Origin of the sequence: Aeromonas sp. Y318-1, from assembly GCF_027706125.1 — a bacterium.
GTDB lineage: Bacteria > Pseudomonadota > Gammaproteobacteria > Enterobacterales > Aeromonadaceae > Aeromonas > Aeromonas hydrophila.
Map to the genome: position 1 here is coordinate 32,474 of NZ_JAPDCM010000019.1, position 12,829 is coordinate 45,302.

8 protein-coding genes are annotated in these 12,829 nt (G+C 63.1%); 7 read left to right on the forward strand and 1 reads right to left on the reverse strand.

Features of this window, described 5'->3' with window-relative positions:
• Positions 1–382: 382 nt before the first annotated feature.
• Positions 383–1,297 carry a LysR family transcriptional regulator gene (locus OKB87_RS21310; RefSeq protein WP_016352233.1) on the reverse strand — a complete coding sequence of 305 codons (915 nt, stop codon included), beginning with the start codon at positions 1,295–1,297 and terminating at the stop codon, positions 383–385.
• A gap of 257 nt (positions 1,298–1,554) precedes the next feature.
• Here OKB87_RS21310 and OKB87_RS21315 point away from each other — a divergent pair, with 257 nt between their 5' ends.
• The 7 genes from OKB87_RS21315 (at position 1,555) to OKB87_RS23710 (ending at position 12,744) form a co-directional block, all read left to right on the forward strand.
• Positions 1,555–1,887 (forward strand): hypothetical protein, encoded by a 333-nt coding sequence (locus tag OKB87_RS21315; protein ID WP_011707661.1) that lies wholly within the window; start codon positions 1,555–1,557, stop codon positions 1,885–1,887.
• A gap of 30 nt (positions 1,888–1,917) precedes the next feature.
• Positions 1,918–2,604, forward strand: a complete 687-nt coding sequence (locus OKB87_RS21320; RefSeq protein WP_042006079.1) for a pirin family protein — start codon at positions 1,918–1,920, stop codon at positions 2,602–2,604.
• Positions 2,605–2,644: 40 nt separating this feature from the next.
• A complete protein-coding gene (locus OKB87_RS21325) occupies positions 2,645–3,037 on the forward strand; it encodes a DoxX family protein (RefSeq protein ID WP_016352231.1) in 393 nt (130 codons plus the stop codon).
• Between the two features lie 228 nt (positions 3,038–3,265).
• Positions 3,266–6,595, forward strand: a complete 3,330-nt coding sequence (gene recC, locus OKB87_RS21330; protein WP_270828469.1) for an exodeoxyribonuclease V subunit gamma — start codon at positions 3,266–3,268, stop codon at positions 6,593–6,595.
• Positions 6,595–10,200, forward strand: a complete 3,606-nt coding sequence (recB, locus tag OKB87_RS21335; RefSeq protein WP_270828470.1) for an exodeoxyribonuclease V subunit beta — start codon at positions 6,595–6,597, stop codon at positions 10,198–10,200. The genes recC and recB overlap by 1 nt, the downstream gene beginning before the upstream one ends.
• Positions 10,197–12,251 carry an exodeoxyribonuclease V subunit alpha gene (gene recD / locus OKB87_RS21340; protein ID WP_197918323.1) on the forward strand — a complete coding sequence of 685 codons (2,055 nt, stop codon included), beginning with the start codon at positions 10,197–10,199 and terminating at the stop codon, positions 12,249–12,251. The genes recB and recD overlap by 4 nt, the downstream gene beginning before the upstream one ends.
• A gap of 82 nt (positions 12,252–12,333) precedes the next feature.
• Positions 12,334–12,744, forward strand: a complete 411-nt coding sequence (locus tag OKB87_RS23710) for a septation protein IspZ (protein WP_135354370.1) — start codon at positions 12,334–12,336, stop codon at positions 12,742–12,744.
• The last annotated feature ends 85 nt before the right edge of the window (positions 12,745–12,829 follow it).

A 12,829-nucleotide genomic window follows, 5' to 3' on the forward strand; every position in this document is an offset into this window, starting at 1 on the left:
GATACTGACACTTAAAAAAACCAGAGGAAACAAACCCGGCGTAATCGATGGAAATGGCCAGACCAGTCTGAGTGGAAGGTTGCAGATAGTGATACTCTGCGGTGCATATCCTTCAACCATTCAACATTTTGCTGGTGGCGCATAAAACATCGCGCATAATTCAACACGAATCGGATTCAAGACCTTCCTGGTTGAGAAATCGATTGTTTGCTTCCAATTTAAGGGTTTTTTAAACCGCAAGGTTTTTATTCTTTCCTGGCATTGAGCGGAACTCGCAAGAGGGCCGCTTTTTTCTTTTCTCCGAATTTGCGCCCGCCGTCAAGCGGCGGGGCACCGGCAGCTCGCTGTCGCTGCTTGCCCCCTCTTATTGTTGCCGCCCGCTTTATTCCCCCTTGCAGGGAAACAGCTTGGGGATCTCCCGAATAAGCCAGCTCTTGGCCTTGCCCATGGTGTCGCGCCGCCAGGCCAGCACGACCTGGATCTGGTGGCGATACTCGGGGCTGATCACCTTGAGCCGTCCGGCCCTGATATCCTCTTCAATCCAGCTCAGCGGCATGGTGCCGACTCCGATCCCCGCCAGCAGGGCGTCGCGCTTCTCGCCCATGGTGCTGACGGTCAGCCGCGGCTGCTTGTCGAGCAGACGATAGGTGAGCACCGGCTTACGCAGCGCCGTGTCGGCCACCGCGATGGCCCGATAGCGACGCAGGGTATCGTCCGCCAGGGGCTCGGGCTCCTGATGCAGGGGATGATCCGGGTGGGCGACGTAGAGCATTACCTCCTCCTGCAGCGGCTGGTGCTTGATGCCGGTCATCATGATGTCGGGATTGAGGGAGGAGATGAGCAGGTCGGCCCGGCCATCCTCCAGACACTCCCAGCTGCCCGCCAGCACTTCGGCGCGAAACCTCAGCCGGGTATCGGTCAGCTCGGCCAGCCGCTCCACCAGCGGATAGAGCGCCTGCAGCGGCACCAGGGCATCGACTGCGATGGTGATGTCGGTCTCCCAGCCGCGGGCCAGCGCCCGGGTCTCGCCCACCAGGTGCTCTGCCGCTTCCAGCAGTACCCGGCCCCGCTCCAGCAGCATGCGGCCCGCCGGGGTGAACTTGGTTCTGTGGCCGCTGCGGTCGAACAGCATGGCGTCCAGCTCGTCTTCCAGCTTCTGCACCGTGTAGCTCAGCGCCGAGGGCACCTTGCCCAGTTCGTCGGCCGCCGCCGCGAAGCTGCCACGGCGGTCGATGGCATCCAGCACCCGGATGGCTTCCAGGGTCAGCGCCCGTTCCTTGTTCAGTTCCTTGGCCATAAATTGCCTTCAATTTTTTTGAACATGTTTGCCAGTTTATCTCGCTAACAAGTTAGGCCAAGTGTCTTTAATATTCAATCAACGCTTAGGCAGGAACGCCAAGCAGCCAAATAAACGGGTAGTTCCAGACTGTGACTCCATCAATCAGGGAGTCTGACTTCGGTGAAAGAACAACACACTATTTGAATGACCTCTTGCATGGATGCATTGATTCTGGCCACAGCGGCCTTGGCAATGACATAAAACCAAGAGAGTGAATGAACATGAAAAACGTAATCAAGATGCTGGCCGTTGCAGGCCTGATGACCGCAGGTTTTGCTCAGGCTTCCGTCCCGGCTGACCTCAACGCCGCCCCGGGCGTGCTGTTTGTGAACTGGCACGCCACCGCCGCGGTGGAAGGCAAGGGCAACCCCATGCTGGAAGTGCGTGACGAGTCTGGCGACCTGGTTGCCTCCGTCCATGCCAACCTGATGGGCAGCCAGCAGGTGCAGATCCCGAGCCGCACCCAGGGCAACCTGACCGTGAGCCTGGGTGAGCAGAGCAGCGACTACCGTATTCCGTTCGGCATCGGTAGCGGCAAGCAGCGTTAATCAACCGTATCGGTACGTGAGGAGCACACCATGATGAAATTGAGAGCCGCAGAAGCGCGCGGCAAGGCCAACTTCGGCTGGCTGGATGCGCGCCACAGCTTTTCCTTCGGGCACTACTACGACCCGGACTGGATGGGGCATTCAGTGCTGCGGGTCATCAATCAGGATCTGGTGGCGCCGGGTGGCGGTTTCGCGACCCACCCTCACGCCAACATGGAAATCCTGACCTGCGTGCTGCAAGGCACCATAGAGCACAAGGACAGCCTCGGCCATGCCGAGCAGATCCCGGCGGGGGATTTCCAGCTGATGAGCGCGGGGTCCGGCATCCGGCACAGCGAGTACAACCCCTCGCAGACCGAGCCGCTCTCCCTGCTGCAAATCTGGATCGAGCCGAACGAACACGGCACGACACCCGGCTATCAGCAGAAGAAGATTGAAGCCAATCCGGGCATGACGCTGGTGGCGTCGCCGGACGGCGAAGCAGGATCCTTCAGGATCCGCCAGCAGGCCCGCGTCTGGCGGTTGCAGCTTGAACCGGGTGAGAGCCTCACCTGGGAGCTGGCCGGCCGACACGGCTACCTGCAGATGATTTCAGGGGAGCTTGCCGCCAACGGTCTGGCTGCCCGACCCGGCGACGGGGTTCTCAGTCGTGATGAGCCCAAATGGGATCTGGTGGCCGCGAGTGCCAGCCAAGCCCTGTTATTTGACCTACCCTGAAGCAGTCAGCGGTGATGTGACGCAAAACGAGGATATTGAAATGGACAAGATGAAAGATTTGGCACTGCTGGTGGGTCGCGTTCTGCTGGCTCTGATGTTTGTGATTGCAGGCTGGGGCAAGATCGGCGGTTACGCCGGTACCCAGGGGTATATGGAAGCCATGGGCGTGCCCGGTTTCATCCTGCCGCTGGTGATCCTGCTGGAGCTGGGTGGTGGCCTCGCCATCATGCTGGGCCTGTTTACCCGCAGCCTCTCCGTGCTGATGGCCGGTTTCACCCTGATGGCCGCCTTTATTTTCCACTATCAGCCTGCCGACCAGATGCAGATGCTGATGTTCATGAAGAACGTCTCCGTGGCCGGTGGTTTCCTGGCCCTGGCGGCGGCCGGTGCAGGGGCCTTCAGCCTGGATGCCCGCTTTGGCAAGAACTGGTAATACCCCCGCAGGTTCGAGTTTTCCAACGCCTTTTGGCCGGTGCAATCGCACCGGCTTTTTTATGCCCGTCACATTTGCCTGCGCTAGATGACGGTGACGTGATCGGCGACAACAAGCGCCTTTTGCATCTTCCCCCCCGATCCTCGACAATCCCGATACCTGTGAAGTGACGGGGATCCTTGAGGTTTTCCCGCGCTGACCCTTCTTTTGCTCTGGCGGGAATTGCCCATGTTTACCCTCTACCACTCCAATCAGCTGGATCTGCTCAAAGAGCTGCTGGTGAGCCGCATCCGGCAGGCCCCTCTCTCTCACCCTTTCGATCGGGAGCAAATTCTGGTGCAGAGTCCGGGCATGGCCCAGTGGCTCAAGCTGGAGCTGGCCAAGGCCTTCGGCATTGCCGCCAACATCGACTTTCCGCTGCCCGCCAGCTTTATCTGGGAGATGTTCACCCAGGTGCTGGCGGACGTGCCGCGCCAGAGCCCCTACAACAAGGGCGCCATGAGCTGGCAACTGATGACCATTCTGCCCGCCCTGCTCGATCGCCCGGCCTTTGCGCCACTGGCCGCCTATCTGGGCGGGGAGGATGCGGATCCTGCCAAGGATCCAGAGCAGGTGCGGCTGTGGCAGCTCTGTCAGAAGGTAGCGGATCTGTTCGACCAGTATCTGGTCTACCGGCCGGACTGGATCGCTCGCTGGGAACAGGGGGAGGGGTTGAGCCAGGAGCTGGCCGGGGTGAGCGGTCAGGATTGGCAGCCCGAGCTGTGGCGCGAGCTGGTGGCTCGCACCCTGGCGCTCTCTCCGAGCGGCTACCACCGCGCCAACCTCTACGAGGAGTTTATCCACGAGCTGGCGCGTACCGCCACGCTGCCGGGCAAGCTGCCGCAGCGGGTGTTTGTGTTCGGCATCTCGGCACTGCCGCCGCGCTATGTGGAGGCGCTGCTGGCCCTAAGTGAACGCGTAGATGTGCACCTTTTTCTCTCTAACCCCTGTCGCCATTACTGGGGTGATATTCGTGACAGAAAGACGATGGCAAAGCTCGAGAATCGCCTCAAGCCGGGGATCACACCAGAAACTTACGATGACACCAGCATCAACCCACTTCTTGCATCGATGGGCAAGCTAGGTCGTGACTATGTTCACCAATTAATAGATCTGCCTTGTTTTGAGGTCGATGTCTTTTCTGATCTCACAGAAAACAGCTTACTGCGTTGTATCCAGGGAGATGTGCTGGACCTGCGTAACAGAGGTGCAGGGTCATTCGATCTCGACGCCAGCCACCACAAGAGCCCGCTTGATCCGGCGGATGGATCCCTGCAGATCCACGCCTGCCACGGCCCGATGCGCGAGCTCGAGGTGCTGCACGACCGGCTGCTGGCACTGTTCGAGCAGGACAAATCCCTCACCCCTAAAGACGTGGTGGTGATGATGCCGGACGTGAACAGCTACGGCCCCTACATTCAGGCGGTGTTCGGCGCGCGCGGTCAGATCCCGTTTGCGGTGTCGGATCGGGCGGCCAGCCAGGAGAGCCCGCTGTTGCAGAGCTTCCTCGCCCTGCTCAGGCTGCCCAACGCCCGCTTCGGAGCAGGGGAGCTGCTCGCCATTCTCGAGGTGCCCGCCGTGCTGCGCCGCTTCGAGCTGGATGACGAGGAGTTCAATCAGCTGCGAGTCTGGGTGCAGGAGACCGGCATCCGCTGGGGGCTGGATGACGGCTACCCCGAGCGCTTCGATCTGCCGCGCCTCTCTGGCAACAGCTGGCTGTTTGGCCTGCGCCGCATGCTGCTCGGTTTTGCCATGGGTGACGGCGAGCCGGTGGCCGGCATTCTGCCCTATGCCGATATCGAAGGTCAGCAGGGGTTGGCGCTCGGCAAGCTCGCCTGGTTCGTCGACTCGCTGGCCGAATTTTTGCCCCGCCTGCAACAGGCGCAGCCGCTGGGGGAGTGGGTCGCCTGCCTCAACGCACTGCTGGAGCGCTTCTATCTGGCCGACGAGGATGAAGAGCGCCAGCTGCAGCTTATTCGCAGCCAGCTGGCCGACTGGCTCGCCCAGCTTGGTGAGGCCCGCTTCGAGCAGCCCATCAGTGCCGACCTGTTGCAGGATTACCTCGGCAGCGTGCTGGGGGAGTCCCGCTCCAGCCAGCGCTTCCTCGCCGGTCAGGTCAACTTCTGCACCCTGATGCCGATGCGCTCCATCCCCTTCAAGCAGGTCTGCCTGCTCGGCATGAACGACGGCGTCTACCCGCGCACCTTGCCGCCCATGGGGTTTGACCTGATGGCGGTGGCGGCGCGGCGCGGGGATCGCTCCCGTCGTGATGATGACCGCTACCTCTTCCTCGAGGCGCTGCTCAGCGCCCAGCAGGGGCTCTACATCAGCTATCAGGGTTTCAGCGCCCAGGACAACAGCGACAAGGTGCCCTCGGTGCTGCTGGCCGAACTCATCGACTATGTGCGGCAGGGTTTCGTGCTGGCTGGGGATGAGAAGCTCGATGACGAGACCTCCGGCAAGCGGCTGCTGGCGCACCTGATCACCCAGCATCCACTCACTCCCTACAGCCACGCCTACTTCTATCCGGCGGCGGGTTCCGGCCTCTTTACCTATGCCGCCGACTGGCTGCCGGCCCTCCATCCGCAGCGCGGCGCAGCCAACTTCCAGAGTGGCGAGCTGCCGCTCCCCCCCGAATGGGGCAAGGAGCAGGGGCTGGAGCTGGCTGAGCTGCTGCGCTTCTATCGCCAGCCCGCCCGCTACTTCCTCAACCGCCGTCTCAAGGTGTGGTTTGAACTCAACGAAGCCAACATCGAGGAGAGCGAGCCATTCGAGCTGGATGGCCTGCAACATTACCAGCTGAAAGATCTGCTGCTCGATGCTCACCTGGCACAGGGGGACAGCGCCGTGCGGCGCGAGCGGCTGCAGCTCACCGGCCTGCTGCCGCAAGGGTGGTTCGGCAGCCTGCTGCTGGAGGATCTGGATGCCGAGATGGGCAAGCTGGCGGATCGGCTGCGGCCCTGGGTGGCAGCCAATGAGGCGGAGAAACAGGCGGTGGAGGTCGATATCGCGTTGGCCCAGGGGCAGCTGCAAGGGTGGATCGACACCCAGAAGGGGCGCCTGCTGGTGGTCAAGCCCGGCAGCTTCAACGGCAAGGATCTGCTGCTGGGCTGGATCCAGCACCTCTGCCTCTCCTTGAGCGATGCCCCCGGCGACACCCTGCTGTTCGACGCCAAGCAGAGTCTGCGGCTGGCCAGGCTCCCGGCTGACGAGGCGCGGCCCAAGCTGGCGGCGCTGGTGGCGCTCTGGATGCAGGGGATGAAGCGGCCGCTGCCCTTCTTCCCGAGCACCGCCTGGGACTGGCTCAAGGCGATCGAGAAGGATCCAGAGAAACCGGAGGCGGCCGACAAGGCGGCCCTCACCCGCTTCAACGGCGGCTACATGGCCAAGGGGGAGGGGGAAGACGCCTATGTCGCCCGCTGTTTCCCGGAACTGGACGAGGCCGTGCTGGCCCAGCTGCAGGCGATGGCCCGTGAACACCTGACCCCGCTGCTCAAGAGCCTGGAGGAGTTGCAATAATGGCCAACCCGCTCAATACCCTGCGTTTTCCCCTCTATGGCGAGCGGCTGATCGAGGCCTCTGCCGGTACCGGCAAGACCTACACCATCGCCGGTCTCTACCTGCGTCTGCTGCTGGGCCACGGCCCGCTCATCGAAGAGGGGGAAGACGCCGGTCAACCCAGCGCCCACGAGCGGCCGCTCTCGGTGACCGAGATCCTGGTGGTGACCTTTACCGAGGCGGCTACCGCCGAGCTGCGCGGCCGGATCCGCGCACGCATCCACGAGGCTCGGCTCGCCTTTATGCGTGGTGAGAGCAAGGACGCCCTGCTGAGCCAGCTGCTGGCCGAAGTGGAGGATCACGAACTGGCGGCCCGCCGCCTGCTGGCCGCCGAGCGGCAGATGGACGAGGCGGCGGTCTTCACCATCCACGGCTTCTGCCAGCGGATGCTGAAACAGAACGCCTTCGAATCGGGCGCCCTCTTTGAAACCGAATTTCTCACCGACGACAGCCAACTTCGGCTGCAGGCGGTGAGTGACTACTGGCGATCCGAGTTCTATCCGGTGGACAAGCCCCTCGCCAGTGCGGTGCGTGCGCTCTGGCCGAGCCCCGCCGCCCTGCTGCGGGAGATGGGCAGCTGGCTCGACAACAGCGAGCTGGAGATGCGCCCGCCGGCGGGGGACGAGACCCTCGCCGCCCGCCATCAGGCGGCCATGGCCCGCATTGAGGCGGTGAAGCGCGAATGGCTGGCGCAAGGGGACGAGATCCGCCGTCAGACCGATGGGCAAGTAAGCCGCTACACCGGCAAGAACTACGAAGGGTGGCTCGCCAAGATAGCCGACTGGGCACAGGACGAGGCCAGCGGCTACGCCATTCCCAAGGAGCTGGAGCGCTTCGGCCAGACGGTGCTGGAGGAGAACCTCAAGAAGGGGGGCGCGGTGCCGACCCTGCCGCTCTTTAGCCAGATCGATGCGCTGCTGGCGAGTCGCCCCGGCATTCGGGATCTCATTCTGCAACGGGCGGCGGTGGTGGTGCGCAGCCGGATGCAGGCCAGCAAGCGGCAAGCCCATCAGCTCTCGTTCGACGATCTGCTCAAAGACCTCGACGGGGCGCTCGGCTCCGGCCTTGGCGAGCGGCTGTGCGAGCGCATTCGCGCCACCTACCGGGTGGCGATGATCGATGAATTTCAGGATACCGACCCCCAGCAGTACCGCATCTTCCACCGTCTTTACGGTGGCCACACCGACACGGCACTGCTGATGATCGGTGACCCCAAGCAGGCCATCTACGGCTTTCGCGGCGCCGACATCTTTACCTACATTCAGGCGCGGCGAAATGTGAGCGCCCACTACACCCTCGGGCGCAACTGGCGCTCCAGCAGCGCGCTGGTGGCGGCGGTCAACGGTCTGTTCGAGCGGGCCAAGGATCCCTTTATCTACGAGGCGGATATCCCCTTCCTGCCGGTGGAGGCGCAGGGCAAGAGCAAGGCGCTGCAGCTGGATGGCGAAGCCGCTCCCGTGCTCCACTGCTGGCAGCTGAGCGGCCAGCCCACCTTCAACAAGGGGGATTACCAGAGCCGGATGGCCCGCGCCACGGCGGTGGAGATCCACCGCCTGCTGACCCAGGCCCGTGATGGCAAGGCGCAGATTGGTGACCAGCCGGTGAAAGCGGGGGACATCGCCGTGCTGGTGCGCACCGGCGCCGAGGGCAAGCTGGTGCAGCAGGAGCTGGCACGGCTCGCCATCGCCTCCGTCTACCTGTCGAATCGCGAGAGCGTGCTGGCGCAGGTGGAGGCGCGGGAGATCCTGCTCATTCTGCACGCCTGCCAGAACCCGGGGGAGGAGCGCAGCCTTAGGGCGGCGCTCGCCACCGGGCTGTTCGATCTGGATGCCAAGGCGCTCGACGAGCTCGCCAGTGACGAGCGGGCGTGGGAGAGCGCGGTGCAGGAGTTTATGGAGTACCGCAAGATCTGGCACAAGCGCGGCGTGCTGGCCATGCTGCGCGCTCTGCTGCACCGGCGCAATCTCGCCTCCTCCCTGCTGGCGAGCCCGAACGGCGAGCGGCGGCTGACCAACTTCCTCCACCTCGGCGAGCTGCTGCAACAGGTGAGCTGCGAGCTGGACGGCGAATATGCCCTGCTGCGCTGGCTGGGGGAGGCGGCGAGCCGCCCCGACGGCCAGGATGCGGAGCAGGTACTGCGGCTCGAATCCGAGCGCAAGCTGGTGCAGATCGTCACCATCCACAAATCCAAGGGACTGGAGTACCCGCTGGTGTTCCTGCCCTTTATCTGCAGCCACCGCGCTGCCGATACCCCGCTGTTCCACGAAGCGGACGGGGCGGGCAATCGCACCGTGCTCGATCTGACCGGCGCCGAGGCGTCCCTGGCCGAGGCCGATCGGGAGCGCCTTGCCGAAGACTTGCGGCTGCTCTATGTGGCGCTGACCCGTGGCGTCTACGCCACCTGGCTGGGACTGGCGCCGGTGCGCTCCGGCAATGGCAAGTCGGAGAAGACCGACCTGCACCAGACCGCCATCGGCTACCTGCTGCAAAAGGGCGAAGAGGGGGATGCGCAGACCCTGGCGAGTGCCCTCACCGAGCTGGCACAGGTGCTGCCCGGGGTGGCCGTCGGTGAGCCCTCGCTCACCCGCCCGGCCCCCATGGCGGCGGAGGAGGAGCAACTGGGCGAGCCGCAGGTGCGCCACTTTACCGGCACCCTTGAGCGGGACTGGTGGATCAGCTCCTACTCCGGGCTGGCGGCGCAGGGCCACGGCCACAGCAAGGGGGTGCTGGCCAATCCCGGCTTCGATGACGAGGTGGTCACCGAGGCTGCCGACCTGTCTACAGCACAACAGGAAGAGGCGCCCCCGCCCTCCATCTTCACCTTCCCGAAAGGGGCGCGCCCCGGCACCCTGCTGCACAGCCTGTTCGAGACCATCGACTTTCAGAGCGCCGGCGGCGAGCCGCTGGCGGAGCACATCGCCACCTTGCTGGCGCAGGATGGCTTCGACGAAAGCTGGGCCCAAGTGCTGCAACAGCAGGTGGAGGCGGTGCTCGATACCCCCCTTGAGACTGGCTTTGGCGAGCCGGTGCGGCTGCGGGATCTGGCCCCCGAGCGCAAGCAGGTGGAGCTGGAGTTCTTCCTGCCCATGGGGCGGGTGACAGCGCCGGCGCTGACCGCGCTCTGCCAGCAGCATGACCCGCTGTCACGGGGCAACAAGCCGCTCAGCTTTGCCACCGTGCAGGGGATGCTCAAGGGTTTTATCGACCTGGTGTTCGAGTGGCAGGGACGCTGGTATCTGCTCGACTACAAATCCAACCACCTCGGCATGAGCCCGGCCGATTACAGCCGTCCGGCGCTGGAGCAGGCGATGGCCGAGCACCGCTACGACCTGCAATACCAGCTCTACTCGCTGGCGCTGCACCGGCTGCTCACTTTGCGCCTGCCGGGTTACGACTTCGAGCAGCACTTTGGCGGGGTCTTCTATCTGTTCTTGCGCGGTATGCCGCAGGGGGGGATTTTCCATACCCGCCCCAGCCGTGAGCTGGTGCTGGGGCTGGATCGGCTGTTTGGCGAGGGGGCGGCGCCCGCCCTCGCCGGGGTATCGGATAACGGGGTAGAAGCATGAACGGCACCATGATGATTGAACGGCTCAAGGCTTTGGCGCTGGCGGGCCGCATCCGCCAGCTGGATCTGCAATTTGCCAAACTGGTGGCCGATCTGGGCGGCAGCCCCGAACTGGTGCTGGGGGCGGCGCTCGCCTGCTTCGAGCTGGGGCGCGGCCATGTCTGTCTGCCGCTGGAAATGCTGGCACATTCCGGTAACGAAAAGGGATCCTTGCGCCCGTTCGGGCTGGATCCGGATCAGAGCCGGGATCTGCTGGCCGATCTGGCGGATCCTGCCCGCTGGCCCGCCCTGTTTGCAGAGAGTCCGCTGGTTGGCACCGAGCAGGATGACGGGCTCGCCCCACGCTGGCCGCTGCGGCTCTGGCGCGGGCGCCTCTACCTCACCCGCTACCACGACTTTGAGCTGGGGGTGGCCCGCCACCTGCGCGCCTTGAGTGAAAGAGCCGAATGGCCGGAGATCGCTCCGGCCCTGTCGCGGCTGTTTGCCCGCGACTACGGCCTGGTGTTCGCGGCGCTGCTCAAGGCCCGCCTAGCCCCCGACTTCTCGGCCCGCCACTTTACCCTGAAGTACCTGGATCTGGTGTTCCCGAACGAGGTGGATTGGCCCACCATCGAGGCGCTGCTGGCCAGCGCCCAGGCGGCGAGCGACTTGAGCAAGCTGGATGCGCTGGTGCCCGAGGCGCTCTGCTGCAATGGCCAGAAGCTGGCGGCGGCCACCGCGGCGGCACGCCCCTTTGCGGTGATTTCAGGTGGCCCCGGCACCGGCAAGACCACCACGGTTGCCAAACTGCTCGCCATTCTGGTGGAGACCGGTCTGCAGGCAGGCAAGGCCCCGGCGATCCGGCTGGTGGCCCCCACCGGCAAGGCGGCGGCGCGCCTCACCGAGAGTATCGGCTCTGCCCTGCAGGCCCTGGATCTGCCCCCCGAATGGGTGGAAGCCATCCCCACCGAGGCGGGCACCCTGCACCGGCTGCTCGGGGTCATTCCGGGGCGCAGCCAGTTCCGCCACCATGCGGGCAACCCGCTGCACCTCGACTTGCTGGTGGTGGATGAGGCATCCATGGTCGACCTGCCGATGATGGCGCGCCTGCTCGATGCGCTGCCGAGCCACGCCCGCCTGATCCTGCTCGGCGACAAGGATCAGCTCGCCTCGGTGGAGGCGGGGGCCGTGCTCGGCGATATCTGCAGCTTTATCGAACAGGGCATCAGCCCGGCGCAGGCGGATTGGCTCTCCCGCCAGACCGGCTACCGCTTGCAGGGCACGCCCGCGGGGGCGCCGGTGCGCGACAGCCTCTGTTTGCTGGCCAAGAGCTGGCGCTTTGATCAGCACTCGGGCATCGGCCAGCTGGCGCGCGCCTGCAACGGCGGCGATGCCACGGCGGTGGAATCAGTCTGGGGCGCAGGATTCGCCGATATCAGCCTGCACCCCTGGGCCGGGGAGGCCTACGACGCCCTGATTGCCCAGGGGGTAGCCGGTTACGGCGCCTATTTGAAGGCGGCCCGTGCGGGGGAGGCGCCCGCCGCCGTGTTCAAGGCATTCAACAGCTTCCAGATCCTCTGCGCCCTGCGTGACGGCCCGTTTGGCGTCGAGGGGCTTAACGAGCGGCTCGAACTGGCCCTGTCACGGGCTGGCCTGATTGCCCGCGATGGCGACTGGTATGCCGGTCGCCCGGTGATGGTGGTGCGCAACGATCACGGCGTTGGCCTCTACAACGGCGATATGGGGCTCTGCCTGCCCGATGAAAGCGGGCGGCTCAAGGTATGGTTTGAGCAGCCGGATGGCACCCTGCGGGCGCTGTTGCCAAGCCGCTTGCCACCCCACGAGACCGTCTATGCCATGACCATCCACAAATCCCAGGGTTCGGAGTTTGCCCATACCGTGCTGGTGTTGCCCGACAGCCCCAGCCCGCTGCTCACCCGCGAGCTGGTCTATACCGGCATCACCCGCGCCAAGGCGCGGCTCGATCTCTACGGCGATCGCGCCCTGCTGGCTCAGGCGGTCAGGAAAAAGACCGAGCGGTATTCCGGATTGGCGGAGAGGTTGGGGGAGTGATAGATGGCGGCGATAAAGGGAATTTACTGCCTCCTATTCTGGATAGATAATAAACTATTTTTAAAATAAATAGGGGTTCAAGGTGATTAAAAATATATGGGGTTTGTTTTGGCGTACATATAGCTATGTTTTTATTGTTTCATCATTATTGTCATTTGTATGGTTTTTTCTATTTTTGCCTGAGATATGGATTGTAATAAGAACATCTGTTTTTTATATGGTTATGGGGGGAGGGCTATTAATTCCATTTAATAAGAGAAGAGGCGTTCTGTTCTATATGTGGGGTAGGCGCCTTGCTATCACCGATACGGTCTGGTGTAACTATAGGAGAGTGGCAGGGTGGTCTTATATAGTGTATTCGGTAATGCTTCATGTAGTGTTTGAATTATTGCCAGTAACTTATTGGGTATCGATAAAGACATATGGTGGTATATTTATGATGTATGTTTTACCTATTTCGGTAAGTATGAAACTCATTTCGAAAAAATCATAATTATCATAAAGCTTGATATGGTAAATAAGAGTTTTATATGACATGATAAATAATGGCGCTATATGAGATGTTAATACTAGGGGCG